Source organism: Pseudoclavibacter sp. RFBA6 (assembly GCF_002931575.1).
Lineage (GTDB): Bacteria > Actinomycetota > Actinomycetes > Actinomycetales > Microbacteriaceae > Pseudoclavibacter > Pseudoclavibacter terrae.
Window position 1 is genome coordinate 20,284 of the sequence record NZ_PSUA01000009.1, and the last position, 15,156, is coordinate 35,439.

General features: G+C 70.3%; 14 protein-coding genes. 8 read left to right on the forward strand and 6 right to left on the reverse strand.

What is annotated here, in order from left to right; genetic code table 11:
* Positions 1-61 precede the first annotated feature (61 nt).
* Together C5C17_RS06200 and C5C17_RS06205 are read right to left on the reverse strand one after the other, a co-directional pair.
* Positions 62-1,420 carry an ABC transporter substrate-binding protein gene (locus tag C5C17_RS06200; protein ID WP_104252524.1) on the reverse strand — a complete coding sequence of 453 codons (1,359 nt, stop codon included), beginning with the start codon at positions 1,418-1,420 and terminating at the stop codon, positions 62-64.
* Between the two features lie 54 nt (positions 1,421-1,474).
* Positions 1,475-2,659: a PfkB family carbohydrate kinase gene (locus C5C17_RS06205; RefSeq protein ID WP_258066013.1), complete on the reverse strand. Its 1,185-nt coding sequence runs from the start codon at positions 2,657-2,659 to the stop codon at positions 1,475-1,477.
* Between the two features lie 123 nt (positions 2,660-2,782).
* Between C5C17_RS06205 and C5C17_RS06210 the strand changes: the two genes are divergently transcribed.
* On the forward strand, positions 2,783-3,532 hold the full coding sequence (locus C5C17_RS06210) for a DeoR/GlpR family DNA-binding transcription regulator (protein ID WP_104252525.1): 750 nt from the start codon (positions 2,783-2,785) through the stop codon (positions 3,530-3,532).
* On the forward strand, positions 3,529-4,881 hold the full coding sequence (locus tag C5C17_RS06215; protein ID WP_104252526.1) for a 6-phospho-beta-glucosidase: 1,353 nt from the start codon (positions 3,529-3,531) through the stop codon (positions 4,879-4,881). The genes C5C17_RS06210 and C5C17_RS06215 overlap by 4 nt, the downstream gene beginning before the upstream one ends.
* 47 nt (positions 4,882-4,928) lie before the next feature.
* On the opposite strand, the gene C5C17_RS06220 is transcribed toward C5C17_RS06215, so the two are convergent.
* Positions 4,929-5,732: an SDR family oxidoreductase gene (locus tag C5C17_RS06220; RefSeq protein ID WP_104252527.1), complete on the reverse strand. Its 804-nt coding sequence runs from the start codon at positions 5,730-5,732 to the stop codon at positions 4,929-4,931.
* A 267-nt stretch (positions 5,733-5,999) separates the two neighbouring features.
* On the opposite strand from C5C17_RS06220, the gene C5C17_RS06225 reads away from it, so the two are divergent.
* Complete coding sequence (locus C5C17_RS06225; protein ID WP_104252528.1) at positions 6,000-6,785, forward strand: SDR family oxidoreductase; 786 nt, start codon at positions 6,000-6,002, stop codon at positions 6,783-6,785.
* Between the two features lie 179 nt (positions 6,786-6,964).
* On the opposite strand, the gene C5C17_RS06230 is transcribed toward C5C17_RS06225, so the two are convergent.
* On the reverse strand, positions 6,965-8,341 hold the full coding sequence (locus tag C5C17_RS06230) for an MFS transporter (protein ID WP_258066017.1): 1,377 nt from the start codon (positions 8,339-8,341) through the stop codon (positions 6,965-6,967).
* A 192-nt stretch (positions 8,342-8,533) separates the two neighbouring features.
* On the opposite strand from C5C17_RS06230, the gene C5C17_RS06235 reads away from it, so the two are divergent.
* Genes C5C17_RS06235 through C5C17_RS06245 form a run of 3 tightly spaced genes read left to right on the forward strand, consistent with a single transcriptional unit; the run spans position 8,534 to position 11,735 of the window.
* The gene (locus tag C5C17_RS06235; protein WP_104252529.1) at positions 8,534-9,196 is read left to right on the forward strand and encodes a response regulator transcription factor; all 663 of its coding nucleotides are present in this window, start codon (positions 8,534-8,536) and stop codon (positions 9,194-9,196) included.
* Complete coding sequence (locus C5C17_RS06240; RefSeq protein ID WP_104252530.1) at positions 9,193-10,803, forward strand: HAMP domain-containing sensor histidine kinase; 1,611 nt, start codon at positions 9,193-9,195, stop codon at positions 10,801-10,803. The genes C5C17_RS06235 and C5C17_RS06240 overlap by 4 nt, the downstream gene beginning before the upstream one ends.
* Positions 10,797-11,735: a TAXI family TRAP transporter solute-binding subunit gene (locus C5C17_RS06245; RefSeq protein ID WP_104252531.1), complete on the forward strand. Its 939-nt coding sequence runs from the start codon at positions 10,797-10,799 to the stop codon at positions 11,733-11,735. The genes C5C17_RS06240 and C5C17_RS06245 overlap by 7 nt, the downstream gene beginning before the upstream one ends.
* Before the next feature lie 94 nt (positions 11,736-11,829).
* Here C5C17_RS06245 and C5C17_RS06250 read toward each other — a convergent pair whose 3' ends face one another.
* Positions 11,830-13,101 (reverse strand): DUF445 domain-containing protein, encoded by a 1,272-nt coding sequence (locus C5C17_RS06250; RefSeq protein WP_104252532.1) that lies wholly within the window; start codon positions 13,099-13,101, stop codon positions 11,830-11,832.
* Positions 13,102-13,206: 105 nt separating this feature from the next.
* Here C5C17_RS06250 and C5C17_RS06255 point away from each other — a divergent pair, with 105 nt between their 5' ends.
* Together C5C17_RS06255 and C5C17_RS18555 are read left to right on the forward strand one after the other, a co-directional pair.
* Complete coding sequence (locus tag C5C17_RS06255; protein WP_104252533.1) at positions 13,207-13,494, forward strand: hypothetical protein; 288 nt, start codon at positions 13,207-13,209, stop codon at positions 13,492-13,494.
* 319 nt (positions 13,495-13,813) lie between these two features.
* Positions 13,814-13,963 (forward strand): hypothetical protein, encoded by a 150-nt coding sequence (locus C5C17_RS18555; protein WP_181028508.1) that lies wholly within the window; start codon positions 13,814-13,816, stop codon positions 13,961-13,963.
* 216 nt (positions 13,964-14,179) lie between these two features.
* Here the strand turns inward: C5C17_RS18555 and C5C17_RS06260 are convergent, their stop codons facing one another.
* A complete protein-coding gene (locus C5C17_RS06260) occupies positions 14,180-14,839 on the reverse strand; it encodes a GNAT family N-acetyltransferase (protein WP_104252534.1) in 660 nt (219 codons plus the stop codon).
* Between the last annotated feature and the right edge of the window lie 317 nt (positions 14,840-15,156).

Here is a 15,156-nt window from a genome sequence, read left to right on the forward strand (position 1 = left end):
TCAGGCCGCACTCGCACGGCCAGGCCCAGACGGATGCTCCTCAGCTGCGACGACACTCGGCTCACTCGTTCGCTGCAGTGAAGGCCGCGTAGTCGGTCTCGAGGGCCTCGGTGAACTGCTCTGGCGTGAGCTGTCCGTCGATGAGCCCCTGGAGGGACTGGCCGATCGTGTCGCCGAAGGTCGGCGTCGCGTAGTCCAGGTAGGGGAGCACGCTGCCCGACTCGGTGACCTCGCCGAACGCCCCGTAGATGTCGGCGAAGACACCAGACTCTGGCGCGAGCTCAGCGGACTTGTTCACGGGCAGGTTGCCCGTGTCGGCGAGGATCTGCATGGCGTCGTCGCTCGTCAGGAAGTCGATGTACGCGGCGGCGACATCGGTGTTGTCGGCCGCCGAGGTCATCGCGAACGGGAGGCCGGTGCCGCCGGTCGTCGCCAGCGCGCCATCATCCGTCTTCGGCACGAAGAAGCCGAGGTCGTCGCCCATGGTCGCCTCGAGGTCGGCCGCGAGCCAGGAGCCGCCGATGAGGAAGACGCCGTTGCCCTCGGCAAGCGCCTGCCAGGCCGCGTCGTAGTCGGTGCCGTTCACGCCGGCATTGAAGTAGCCGTCGTCCACCCAGCCCTTGAGTGCGGACGCCGCCTCCACGTTCTCCGGAGTCGTCCAGCTCGCGCCGGGGTTGCCGAGCCCGAGGTTCGTGACGGTCTCCGCATCCACGTAGCCACCCTGCAGCGGACCGAACACGTGCCCGGCCGGCCACTGCTCGATGTTGCCGAGCTGCATGGGCGTCTCACCCGCCGCCTTCGCCGTCGCGAGTGCTGAATCGAACTCCGACCAGGTGCCGGGCACCTCGATGCCGAGCTTGTCGAGCTTCGCCTTCGAGTAGAAGATGCCGACGACCTCGCCGACCTGGGGGAGGCCGTACAGGTTGCCCTCGCCGAACACCTTCGCGTCCTCGCTGTACGTCGAGTACTGCAGGATCGACTCCTGGTAGCGGTCGAACCAGCCGTACGCCTCCGCGTAGTCGTCGAGCGGGCGCAGCTGCCCGGCCTCGACGAACGCCCCCATCGTGTTCCGGCCGTTGTTGGCCTGCACGACGTCGGGCGCGTTGTCGTCGGTGAGCGCCAGGCGCAGCGTCGTCGCCAGGTCGTCGAAGGCCTGCGAGTTCCGCTCGATCGTCACGTTCGGATACAGCTCCTCGAACGCCGCGTTCAACTGCTCGATCTGCTCGTTCTGCCCGCCGCGCACCTCCTGGTCCCAGACGGTGAGCGTCACGTCCGCGACCTGCGAGATGTCGGTGCTGATGTCGCCTGCCGGCTCGGCCGGGCCGTCTGTCTGGCCGGTGCCCGGCGCGCAGCCCGCCAGTGCGAGGGCGAGCGCCAAGCCGCCTGCGGCCGCCGCGGTTCTCCGGTGCTTCTCGTACATGTTGGGCCTTCCTATCGCAGCGGGGGAGCAGAGGGTAAAGATATCGCTTGGGCGTCAGCCGGCGGGACGCTCGTCGCGCGGGGCCGCACCCTGCGCGCCCGAGAGGGTGTGCCTTCCGGGAGGGAAATGGTCGATGAGGCGGAAGGTCGCCTCCGCACGGCGTACCGCGCCGGCACGCTCGGGGGGAAGCACATCCTGCAGGAAGCTGTAGCGCCGGATGAGGTCGGCATCGCCGGAAGCTCGCGTCGCCTCCCACCAGTCAGCGATGTCACCCCAGCCGGGTGCGGCGAGCGAGCCTCCGAACTGCTGCACGGCGAGCGCGGAGCACAGTGCGGAGAACGTGAGGCGCTGTTCGAGCGGCCAGTCGCGCAGGGTTCCGAGCACGAAGGATGCGCCGAACACGTCTCCGGCCCCGGTCGCGTCGTACGCGCGAACCGGCACGGCCGGAACCCGGACCTCCTCGCCCGTCGCGGAGTCGATGCCGATCGCGCCGTCCTTGCCGCAGGTCACGACGACGAGCGGTACGTGCGCGGCGAGCGCGCGGGCTGCGGCGAGCGGCGACTCGGTGCGCGTGTACTCGACTGCTTCGCGCTCGTTTGGCAGGAACGCGTAGCAGGAGGAGAGCGGTTCGAGGACGGCCGGGTCCCACGCGCCCGTGTCGTCCCAGCCGACGTCGGCGAAGATGCGGGTGCCCTGGCCGGCAGCTCGCAGCCACCACGGTTCCTGCTCGAGGCTCGACATGACGCCCAGCTCGGTGAGCGCGGTGCGGCTCGAGATGCCGTCGCTCAGCAGCGCGTCGCTCGAGATCGGGCTCGGGTGCCCGTGGGTGATCATGCTGCGGTCGCCGTGCTGCGCCACCGAGACGGTGACGGCGGTGTGCCAGTTCTCGAAGCGGCGCGAGCGACTCAGGTCGATGCCCTCGTGCTCCTCGAGGAGCTCCCAGCACCAGCGCCCGTAGACGTCGTCGCCGAAGACCGACGCGAGGGAGGTCGTGAGCCCGAGACGGCTGGCCGCGACCGCCAGGTTCGCGATGCCACCCGGCGTCGACCCCATGCCGTCTGCCCACACCTCGGTGCCGGCGCTCGGCACACCATGCAGGTCGGTGAAGACGATGTCGAAGAAGACGGAGCCGGCGAGCACGACGTCGAAGCGTGCATCCGCGGTCGCTCCTGCTTGCGGTGCCTGGAACGGGGCGGGCGCCTGGATCGGGGGCGACATGGGGTCGCGGGCGGAGTCCATCGCGGCTCCTCTCGGGTGCAACAGCGGTGTTGCTCACACATCCTGCGCGGTGATCGTTCGTGCGTCAAGTCGTGCTCACTCGCGCTTGAATGCTGCGCGCTCGTGACTGCTACGATGCCTCGCATGCTCACCACGACCCGCCAGGCTCGCATCCTGCAGTCGCTGCGCGCAGACGGGCAGGTCACCGTCGAGCAGCTGGCCGTGCAGTTCGGGGTCTCGCCGTCGACGGTGCGCCGCGACCTCAACGCGCTCAGCGCTGAGGGCCTGCTCCGTCGTGTCAGAGGCGGCGGCAGCGTCGAGCCCGACCGGGTTCCGTTCGCCGAGGTCGCGACGCACCAGAGCTCCGAGAAGGGCGCCATCGCGGCCCGAGCCGCCGAGCTGGTGCGCGACGGCGACGTCGTCCTCATCGACATCGGCACGACCACGGCCCACCTCGCGAGAGAGCTGCGCGGCCGACGCATCACCGTCATCACCTCGAGCCTCGCCGTCGTCGATGCGCTGCGCGACGACGACACGGTCGAGCTCATCGTGCTCGGCGGGGTCGTCCGAAAGAACTACAGCTCCATGGTCGGCGTGCTCACCGAGCAGGCGCTCGCGCAGATCCGGGCCACGGTCTGCTTCCTCGGCACCAGCGGCATCCGCCCGGACGGCACGGTCTCGGACACGACCGGGACCGAGGTTCCCGTCAAGCTCGCGATGATCGCGTCGTCGCAGCGGACCGTCGTGCTCGCGGATGCGACCAAGTTTCCCGGGGTCGGGCTGCTGCGGGTCTGCGGGCCCAGCGCGATCACGGGTGTCGTGACGGAGAGACAAGCGGACCCGGCGACGCTCGCCGTGCTCCGCGAGGCGGAAGTAGAGGTGATGTTCTCGTGAAGCTGACGATCATCGGAGGCGGAGGGTTCCGCGTTCCCCAGGTGTTCGAGGCGGTCGCCTCCGACGAGGCCCCCGTCCGCATCGACGAGCTCAGCCTCTACGACATCTCGCCCGAGCGGCTCGCGATCATCCGCGTGATCGTCGAGCGCATCGCGAGCGAGCGTCGTTTCGCGCCGAGGATCACGGTGACGACCGACCTCGAAGAGGCGCTGCAGGGCGCCGACTTCGTCTTCAGCGCCGTCCGCGTGGGCGGCACAGCCGGTCGGGTGGCGGATGAGCGCATCGCCCTCGAGCTCGGCGTGCTCGGCCAGGAGACGGTCGGCCCGGGCGGGCTCGCCTACGCGCTGCGCACGATCCCCTTCATGGTCTCGCTCGCGGAGACGATCCGTCGAGTCGCGCCTGAGGCGTGGGTCATCAACTTCACCAACCCGGCAGGCATCGTCACGGAGGCCATGCGCGGCGTGCTCGGCGATCGCGTCGTCGGCATCTGCGACACCCCGATCGGTCTGCTGCGGCGAGCCGCGGCCGTCGCGGGGGCAGGAACGCCGCCCCCCGGTGCCAGCGCATCCTCCGAGCTCGCCTTCGACTACGTCGGGCTGAACCACCTCGGCTGGCTGCGCTCCCTCGAGGTCGACGGGGTCGAGCGCCTGCCGGAGCTGCTCGCCTCCGACGCCTCGCTGCAGCGGATCGAGGAGGCGCGCCTCCTCGGCTTCGACTGGGTGCGGGCCCTCGGCGCGCTGCCCAACGAGTACCTCTACTACTACTCCTTCACCCGCGAAGCGAACGAGAGCATCCGCGCCGCCGCTTCCACGAGGGGCGAGTACCTCGACGTGCAGCAGGGTGCGTTCTTCGCGAACCCCGGCACTGACCCGTTCGAGTCCTGGACGCGCACCCGTCACGAGCGCGAGGCGAGCTATATGGCCGAGAGCCGCGAAGAGGGCGAGGAGCGCGACGTCGAGGATGTCGCCGGAGGCGGCTACGAGAGCGTCGCCCTCGATCTGATGGCGGCCCTCTCGTCGGGAACGCCGGCGACCATGATCCTCAATGTGCGCAACGGCGGACTCGTCCCCGCCCTGCCTGAGGACGCGGTGGTCGAGGTCGGTTGCGTCGTCGATGCCGACGGCGTGCATCCGTGGCCGATCGCCTCCGTCGAAGGGGAGATGCTCGGGCTCATGACCCAGGTGAAGGCAGCCGAGCAGCTCGTGATCGAAGCAGCCACTCGCGGCTCCCGCGAGCTCGCCTGGCGTGGCTTCGCCGCGCACCCGCTCGTCGATTCGGTGAGCGTCGCCCGGAAGCTGGTGGACGCCTACAGCGGGCACTTCGGGAGCATCCACAAGCTGCTTCGATGAGGCGGGGCGCGTTCCGGGCGGGGGCGCGGCCGGCTGGCGGCCCGCGGCTACCGGGAGGCCAGGGCCCGGTTCATGCCGCGAAGCAGCAGCTTCCTCGGCGCGAACCTCGAGGCGACCGTCAGGATCGTGTTGAGGGGGCCGGGGACCGCTGATGGCCCGGGCGCCGGCTTCTTGAGCTCGCGCAGCGCGATCGCGACGACCTTGCGCGCCGTCATGCGCGGCAGGCCGGACCCCATCTCCTCACCCGCGACGTCGAAGAACTCCGTGGAGGTGGGGCCGGGGGAAAGCGCCAGCACGCGGAGGCCGGTGCCAGCCGACTCAGCCCAGATCGCCTCCGTGAAGCTGCGGACGAAGGCCTTCGTGGCGCCGTAGACCGCGAAACCGGGCGTCGGCTGGTAGGCGGCGACGCTCGCGACGTTGACGAGGAAGCCGTCCCCCGCGCGCAGTTCGACGATGTACGCCTGCGTGAGGTCCACCAGCGTCGCCACGTTGAGGGCTATCTCGGCCCGAACGCGCTCCGGGTCCTCGTCGTGGAAGGCCCCGGTCGAGCCGAATCCCGCGTTGTTGATGAGGCTCGTGACGCGAACGCCGCGTCTCTCGATCGTCGCCTTGAGCTCGGATGCGGAGCCCGACTTCCCCAGGTCGGCGGCGACCGTGGTCACGGCGACCCCGTATCGGTCGCGCAGCTGGGCTGCGAGCTGCTCCAGTTTCGCCTCGCGGCGAGCCACGAGCACGAGGTCGCTGCCCCGCGACGCGAGCTGGCGGGCAAACTCCGCGCCGAGTCCTGAGCTCGCACCCGTGATGAGCACGGTCTGGGAACCGAAGCGGAGGGGGAGCAGCCGGGAAGTCATGTCGCCAATGTACGGTGACGCCCGCCGCGAAGCCTGCGTGCGGGCCCCGCGAGGAGGTCCTCTGAGAAGAAACCCCTGAAATAGCTAGGCGGCCTACTGAAGTGGACTAAATTCGAGACGGACACTCGCCTCAGCCCTAGGCTGGAGCCACCCTCGGCGCCCACGCCTCGGCTTTCCTGAACTGTGTTCCTGGGCACGGTCCGCCGCGTAGCTCTGCGGCTCCTCTGTCACTGAGCGAAGGCTCACCAGCGCGAAGGACCCTCACCAATGACTCGCACGTACGTGGTCACAGGCTCGGCAACCGGCATCGGCAAGGCGGCGGCGCTCAAGCTCAGGGAGGACGGGCACCGAGTCATCGGCGTCGATCTCGCCGGAGCCGACATCAACGTCGACCTGACGAGTGCAGCGGGTCGGGCCGAGCTCATCGCGCAGGCCACCGAGCTCAGCGGCGGCATCGTCGACGGTGCGCTCGCGATCGCCGACCGCATGCGTCCCGCCTCGGAGACGGTCTCCGTCAACCACTTCGGGGCCGTCGCCACGCTCGAGGGCCTGCGGCCCTTGCTCGCGCTGTCGGATGCTCCGCGTGCCGCGGTCGTGGCCACGCTCGTCGCGCTCGAGGAGGTCGACGGCCAGCTGCTTGACCTCATCGAGACGGGTGATGAGGACGCCGCCCTCGCCTACGCGGATGAGCTCGCATCGGCAGTGACGCCCCTCGGCTGGTCAGTGCTCTTCACGACGTCGAAGCAGTCCGTCGCGCGCTGGGCGAGGCGCGCCGCGACCCAGCCGGAGTGGGGCGGCGAGGGCATCGCCCTGAACGTCGTGGCTCCGGGGCGCGCGTTCATGTCCATGACCGCGGGCGCGCTCGAGACATCCGAGAGTCGCGCCGCGCTCGGGCGCGAGGAGGCAGTCCCGGAGGGGCAGCTGACGGGCGACCCGAGCCACGTCGCGAATCTCCTCGCGTGGCTCACCAGCGAGGACAACGGCTACGTGACCGGCCAGGTCATCTACGCCGACGGGGGAGCCGAGAGCGCGCGCCGCCCCGCGCTCATCTGAGCAGCGCGCCCGCGCCAGCTCGCACCCACCATCCGCCCCGCCCGCGTTCCTCCGCGTGCGTCCAGATGAAGGTGCATCCATACGAGCGCGCATCCATGCGAAGGCGCATCCATACGAAGAATGCAGGCTCGTTCCGCAACGAGCCTGCATTCTGCGTCTGGGGGCGACCCCGTTGCGGGTCAGCGGATGCCGGCGACCTCGCGCTCCTCGCGCTTGCCGTCGCGCTCGTCGTCCCTGGCGCGCATGGCCTTCTCGTCGTCGAGCCAGTTCACGCCCTTGTTGTTGAGGAAGAACACGTAGACGACGAGGGAGGCGGCGATGGCGATGGTGACGTAGATGATGAAGAGCGGCACCTGCTGAGCCTCGCCCGCTGCCGTGTAGAGGAGCGGCGCGGTGCCGCCGAACAGCGAGTTCGCCATGGCGTAGCCGAAGCCGACACCGAGGGCGCGGATGTGCGTCGGGAACAGCTCGGCCTTCACGACGGCGTTGATGGACGTGTAGCCGGTGAGGATCACGAAGCCGCCGACGAGGATGCCGAACGCGGCGAGCTCGTTGGTCTGCTGCGGCAGGTACGTGAGCAGGAACCAGGTGTACAGCACGCCGCCTGCGCCGAAGAACACCAGGAGCGTCTTGCGGCCGACGATGTCGGACAGCCATCCGCCGATGGGCTGCAGCAGCATGAGCACGGTGAGCGCGATGAGGTTCAGGATCGTGCCGGAGACGACGTCGTCACCCGCGAACGCCTTCTTCACGATGCCGGGCCCCGTCACCGAGTAGGTGTAGAACGCGACCGTGCCACCCATCGTGATGAGGAAGCAGAGGAGGAGCGGGCGCCACTGGTGCAGGATGAGCTCCTTCATCGAGCCCGAGGAGCGCGACGTGCCGTCCTTGACCGACTCGATGGCCGACTCGCTGAGCGACTCGTCCATCGTGCGGCGCAGGTAGAAGACGACGATGGCTGCGACGCCGCCGATGCCGAAGGCGATGCGCCAGCCCCACTCGGAGATCGCCTCGGTCGGCATGGCCAGCACCATGACGAGCAGCGTGGCCTGGGCGAGCACGTGCCCGCCGACGAGCGTCACGTAGTGGAACGACGACAGGAAGCCGCGGCGTCCGCGGATGGCGGCCTCGGACATGTACGTGGCGCTCGTGCCGTACTCGCCACCCGTCGCGAAGCCCTGCACGAGGCGGCACATGATGAGGATGATCGCCGCCCCCGCACCGATGACCTCGGCCGACGGGGTGAGCGCGATGATGAACGAGCATCCGGCCATGATCGACACCGAGACGGTCAGCGCGAGTCGACGCCCGTGCCGGTCGGCGAAGCGCCCGAAGAACCAGGCGCCGATGGGGCGCATGAGGAACGTGACGGCGAAGATCGCCCAGATGTAGATCTGCGAGTTCTTGTCCTCGGAGTCGAAGAACTGGAACTCGAAGTAGGAGGCGAAGACCGAGTAGACGTAGACGTCGTACCACTCGACGAGGTTGCCGGCCGAGCCCTTCAGGGTGTTGGAAACCGAGCGGCGAAGGCTGCCCGGCTGCTGTGTCGTCGTCATTGACTTCTCCATCGTCGTTGATCTGCTGCTGACCGCGGGGTGGAGCCCCGGCCCCACCTCGGTGTGGGTGTACTGGACCACTCTCGACAGTGCGCAAGGGGCGGCGGGCGGATCCTTACATTCCCTTTACGTGGGCGCCGTTCGCTCGCCCGTGTCGGCGGCCCCCGTCGGCGCGCGCCTACCATTGGGGGTATGCGTGTGCTCGTCGCCGAGGATGACGCGTCCGTCTCCGCCGCACTCGCGGCCGTGCTCGGGCGCGCCGATCACGCCTGCCAGCAGGTCGCCAGGGGCAGCGACGTGCTCCTCAAGCACCGCGACGTCGACCTCGTGCTGCTCGACCTCGGCCTCGAGGACATGGACGGGCTCGAGGTGCTCAGGCGTCTGCGCCAGGTCAGCCAGGTGCCCGTCATCGTGGTCACGGCTCGCGGCGACGAGCGTTCGACGGTGCGCGCCCTCGGGCTCGGCGCCGACGACTACCTCGTGAAGCCCGTGCGCATGCACGAGCTGCTCGCCCGCATCGACGCCGTCGCCAGACGTCGAGCCCCGACGGCCGAGCCGGAGGTGGTGCACGTCGGCGAGGCCCGGATCGAGCTCCTCTCCCGCCGCGTCGCGGTCGGCGACGAGGAGGTGGCGCTGACGCCGACCGAGTTCGAGCTGCTCGCCGTGCTCGCCAAGCGCGTCGGCCGCGCCGTCAGCAGGCAGGAGCTGCTCGACCAGGTGTGGGGCGATGCCTACGCGGCGACCTCACGGTCCTTCGACGTGCACCTCGCGCAGCTGCGCCAGAAGCTCCCGGCCGTCGCGATCACGACGATCCGCGGCTTCGGCTACCGGCTCGAGACGAAGGCAGCCCGATGAGGTTGCAGGTGCTGCTGCCCCTCATGCTCTTCGGTCTGCTCACGGTGATCGCCATCATCATCCCCGCAAGCGAGGGCATCGCCGTGAACCGAACCCAGCAGCTCACCCTGCAGCGGGCGACGTCCATGGACCAGATCGTGCAGCGTGCGGAGACGGCCGTCGCGAGCGACGACGCCGCCGGCCTCATCCGCTACCTCGAGCGGTTCGCCGAGGTCTACGGGGAGGCCGCCATGGTCGTCGACAGCGAGGGCGCGCTCGTCGCCTCGACCGGTGACGTCGACATGGATGCGCGTGCTGCGTCGCTCGTGCTCGCCGCGTCGCGCACCGTGCCCCAGCGATCCATCCCGACCATCTACCCGTGGAGCGACGACACGCACCTCGTCGCGGAGCCCTTCGCGAACGGCTCGAGCGCGGCATCCGGTGCCGTGCTGCTCGAGGTGGACCAGGCGGAGGCGAAAGCCGAGATCACGGGGTGGTGGGCGCTCGTCGCGCTCGCGGGCCTCCTGCTGCTCCTGCTGCTCTTCGCTGCGTCGCAGTTCTGGACGAGCTGGGTGCTTCGCCCCGTGCGCGCGTTGGACGACGCCGCGAACGCGCTCGCGGAGCAGCGGGAGCCGGACCTGGCTGCGGCGACCGGACCGCTCGAGCTGCGGCGCCTGTCGTCGTCGTTCGCCCGCATGTCGCGGGGGGTCGAGGACGCCCTCGAACAGCAGCGCGGGTTCGTCGCGGAGGCGTCGCACCAGCTGCGCAACCCGCTCGCGGCGATCCGCCTGCGCATCGACGCCCTGCCGCGAGATGACGCCGACGAGGCCGAGCTGGCGGCGGTCGGCGGCGACCTCGACCGGCTCGAGCACGTCGTCGACCGGATGCTCGTGCTCGCCAACGCGGAGCATCGCGCGACGGCGGAGGCCAGCGGGCGGAGGACGGGGTTCGCCGACGGGGCTGCCCGCGAGCACGTCACGTCTGCCGTCATGCTCGCGGCGCCCCACGAGGAGCGGTTCCACGACGAGGGGATGCGGCTGCGCGTCGTCGACGAGCGCGAGGTGCGCGTGGCGTGCCGAAAGAGCGACCTCGAGGAGATCGTCGAGACGCTCCTCGACAACGCGCGGAAGTACGCGGGCAACGGGGCGACGGTCACGATGCGGTTCGTGCTCGAGGGGCCCGAGCGCGGGGGCGGGTCCGGGCAGGTGTCGGCATCGGCGTCCGCGTCGGCGCAGGTGCAGGCGCACGGGCAGAGCCCGGTCGGCGGACCGGGGCCGCATCCGCCTGCTGCGCGGGGAGGGTTCAGGGGCGCCGCGAACGACGGGGTGTCCGAGCCCCAGAGCGGGGTTGCGAGCTTCGGCGAGTCCGACGAGTTCGACGGTTTCGACGGTGCAGTCGGGCACGCGGTCCTTGAGATCAGCGACGACGGGCCCGGCGTCCGCGACGACGAGCTCGCGCAGCTCGGCACGAGGTTCTGGCGCTCACCCGACCATCGGGGGAAGCCGGGCACGGGGCTCGGCCTCGCGATCGTCGGGGAGCTCGCGAGGGCCAACCGTGCCTCGGTCGGCTACGACCGGGCGCCCGAGGGCGGGCTCCGCGCACGTGTGCGTCTGGTGCGCGCGTGGTGAGCGTCACGAGGCGTGGCTTCCTGCTGGGAGTCGGCGCAGGTGCGGCGGCGGCCGCGACCCTCTCCCTCGCCGGGTGCTCGCTCGGGCAGGCGCCCACGCGCATCCGCATGGCGTGCGGCGAGCAGGGCGGCACCTACGTGCAGTTCGGCGAGCTGCTTCGCGACGCACTCGACAGGAACGGCACGACGGGGCTGGAGGTCGTGACGACCGGCGGCAGTGTCGCCAACCTGGCCCTGCTGCAGGCGCGAGACGCCGAGCTGGCCATCGTGCTCGCCGACGCGGCCGCGACCGACGCGCAGAACAAGGTCGCGATCGGGCGCGTGTATCAGAACTACCTGCAGTGCTTCGTGCGCAGGGATGGGCCCGTCCGTGGCGTCGAGGACCTCGCCGGGCGGCGCGTCTCGGTCGGGGCCCCGCAGTCCGGGGCGGCGCTGACCGCCCGGCGTGTGCTCGACTCCCTCGGCCTGCTCGAGGGGGACCGGGCCGTCGTGGTGTCCGAGCTGTACCTCGACGAGGCAATCGCCGCGGTCGAGGCCGACACCGTGGACGCGATCTTCTGGTCAGGCGGGTTGCCGCTGCCAGCGGTGCAGGACCTCGACGCGGCGGTCGATCTGCTCGACCTCACGAGCGCGCTCGACTCTCTCGACGCGGAGCATCCCGGTGTCTACACGCTCACGGCAGTGCCGGCGAGCACCTACGGGAGCGCTGAGGCGGTACCGGCCATCGGCGTCTCCAACTACCTGCTCGCGCGCCCCGACCTGCCAGACGACGTCGCCCGCGCCCTGGTCGACGTGCTGATCGGGGACGCCGCGAAGCTGGTGCCGGACGGCTCGCTCGGCGTGCAGTATCTGACCGCCTCGAACCTCATCGACACGAGCCCCGTCGAGCTGCACCCCGCGGCTCAGCGCCGGTACCGGCAGCTCTACGGGTAGGCGGCGGGGGCCATGGTGAGGCCGCTTCGCTGAGCGGGGCGACGGCGTGGGGTGGGGCGGGGCGGTCGGCTCGTGCTCGTGCTCGAGCTCGTGCTCAGCCCAGGAAGGCGTGCGCCACCGTGAAGATCGTGACGCCGGCGAGCGCCCCGACGATCGTGCCGTTGAGGCGGATGTACTGCAGGTCGCGGCCCACCATGAGCTCGATCTTCTCGCTCGTCTCCTCGGCATCCCAGCTCGCCACGGTGTCCGAGATGATCGACGAGATCTCATGCCGGTACCGGTCGACCAGGAACACGGCCGCGTCGATGACCCACGTGTTCACACGCTGCTGCAGCTGCGCATCCGTCGTCAGCCGCTGGCCGATGTCGACGAGCGCCGCCGTGACGCGCGTGCGCAGGGTGCTCTCGGGATCGGCGAGCGAGCGCAGAAGGCCGGTCTTCGCGGCGTTCCAGGCCTCGGCCGCCAGCTCGCGCATGCGAGGGCTGTCGAAGATGTTCCCCTTCGCGCCCTCGAAGCGGGCGATGAGCTCGGGGTCGCTCTGCAGCTGGTCGGAGAGGCGCGCGAGGTAGCCGTCGATGGCGGCGCGGGCCGGATGCGCATCGTCGGCCCGCACGGAGCCCACGAACTTCACGGCCTCGTTGTAGGCCGTGGCGTCGACGAGCCTCGTCGCGACCGACGGCACCCACGAGGGGAGGCGCTTCGAGACGAGGCCATCGAACGCGCTCTGGTTCGCGGCCAGCCACGCCGCGGCGCTGTCGGCGGCGAGGTCGACGGCACCCCGGTGCGCGCCCGTCGCGACGACGCGCGACATCCACTCGCCCAGGGGCGGCGCCCACTGCGGCTCGACGAGGTGCTCGCGGGCGAGGTCCTCGATGAGGCCCTGCACGTCGTCGTCGCTGAGCGCCTCGAGCACGCCCGTCGCCATGATCGACGCCTCAGATGCGATGCGCTCGGCATGCTCCGGCTGCTCGATCCACTCGCCCAGGCGAGACGCGATCGACGTGGCCTGCAGCTTCGCGCGCACCACGTCGCCGCGCAGGAACTCGGTCTCGACGAACTCCCCGAGGGTCCGCCCGATCTCGTCCTTCCGCTTCGGGATGATCGCCGTGTGCGGGATCGGGATGCCGAGGGGATGCCGGAACAGCGCCGTCACGGCGAACCAGTCGGCGAGGGCGCCGACCATGCCGCCCTCGGCCGCCGCGCGCACATAGGCGAACGCGGGCACATCCCGCTGCAGCGCGAACGCGACGACGAACACGACCGCCATGAACAGCAAGGCGCCCAACGCGACCGCCTTCATGACCCGAAGGCTGCGACGGCGTTCCTGATCGGCAGGACTCAAGAGCTCGGTCGGGGTGCGCGACATGCGGTCATCCTCGCACGCGGCGGCGCGCGACGACTGCGCGCCGACCCAGGTCTCGCGTGGGTCTCCGGGGATTCATCGACTGCAGCAGATCGGCAGACTGGACGCATGAGCCCGCACCACCAGCGCACGTTCAAGTCCGCCGCAGACGGGTCCGCCGCGACATCGTTCATGTGGTGGACCGTGTTCCTCCTCATCGGGGTGCTCAGCGCCGTCGTCTCGACGCTCGCCTCCACGCAGCTCGCCGTCGGCACGGATCACCAGGAGACGCTCGGCGCGGTGCTGTGGGCGTCCATCGCCGTCAGCGGCGTGTGCGGGGTCGGGGCGCTCGTCGCGTTCATCCGCACGGTCTACGTCCTTCTCGACCGCAGCGACCGGCGGTGGGGCGGCGAGTAGGGGAGGTGCGGCGCCCGGGTCGTGTGGTGGCCGAGCTGTGTTCGCGAGATGACTGGAGTCTCCTCTGCAGGGCGACCCGGCGGTGCGTGCCGGGTGCAGTGGGAGTGCGGCGGTCGCGCGGTGCTCAGCTGAGCTCCTCACGTCGGTGGTGAGGCGATCGAGCGATCACCGTGTTCGAGCGATCACCGTGTTCGAGCGGTCGCCGCGTACGAGCAGTCAGCGCGTCGCCCTCGGACCGCGCGGCTGCATCAGCAGGCGAGGGCGACGTCCGTCGTGCAGCCGATGCGCCGGCGAGGACGCAGTTCGTAGGGTGGATGACATGGATATCTCGTCGATGATCATGGGCGCAGCCATCGCATCCGTCATGTGGATCGGGTTCGTGCCCTGGGCCCGGCTCAAGCGCCTCCGCGAACTCGAGGCGCAGGCGGCGACGCGGGATGCCGGCGAAGGGCCGAGCTCGTCGTCCTAGCGAGCTGACAACCGGCGGTCGCGGGGCGGCGGCGGACGCAGCCGAGCACGATGCCGCCACGGCCCCGCAGGATGAGGGGGCCCGAGCGTGCTTCCATCACGGCCCCCGGCTGGGGGAGTGCGAACGTGCTGTCATCACGGCCCGCTGGCTGGGGGAATCCGAACGTTCTGACGCGGAGGACGCGCAGCGGAGAGCAGCTCTCGAATCCGCGCGCACTCACCAGGGTCGGCCCCGCAGATCGACCGGGCCAGGCGGCCAGGCGTGGACGTCGCCTCGCAGCGGGCAGATGAGCACGGGTGCGCCGTGCTCGAGGATCGTCTCGGGAGTGCCGCTCGTCTCGGGAGTCCCGCTCGTCTCGGGAGTCTCGCGTGGCGCAGGGGTCCCGCTCGGCGTTTGCGTGCCGTCCGGCGTGGGCGTGCGTCTCGTCGCGGGCGTGCGCGAGACGCTCTGTTCCGTCACGCGGATGCGGTGCCAGCCGGTGCGCTCGTAGAACGGGACGACCTCCTCTCGGCAACCGAGGTAGCCGTACTCGAGGTCCAGGTTGGCTCGCATGGCTGCTTGAGCGGCCGACATGGCCAGGTCGCCCAGCCCTCGGCCGCGGAATCGGGCGTCGACGAGGACTCCTCCCGTGCCCGCGACGACCGTGCTGGAATCGCCGACCGTGATCTCTCGGGGCTGGAATCCCACGTGCGCTACGACAGTCCCGGTGGCGTCGTCGACGATGGCGTGCATGGAAGCCGGCGAGTAGCCGTATGGGTGGTCGGGATCCCACGGCCCGTGGTCGTCGAGGTACTCGTGATCGAAGAGCGACCGCAGGGCCGCGAGGTCGGCATGCGTGAGCGCCTCGTGGGCGACGATGCGTGGCGTGAAGGTCATCCTGTCAGCGTAGGTCGCGCGCGGTCGGAGGGCTCGTGGAGGAACCGCGATCACCGGGTCTCCGACGGAATCACTCTGACGATCAGGGGATCTTCGCAAGCGCGACGGTAATAGAAACTATTTTCGACGTTTCTCCACAATCCCTGGTCAATAGCTGGTTCTTGACCCGGTCCACTGCTAGGCTGGTGATGATCTTGGGGGAGGTTATCGTGGCATCGCAGTCGGAGCAGGAAGCGCATCGTCAGTCGTCGACGGAGACGGCTGTGGTGGATGCGCTGCTCGAGGCGCGGTGTCAGCTGGCGGGTCTTCCGGATGGG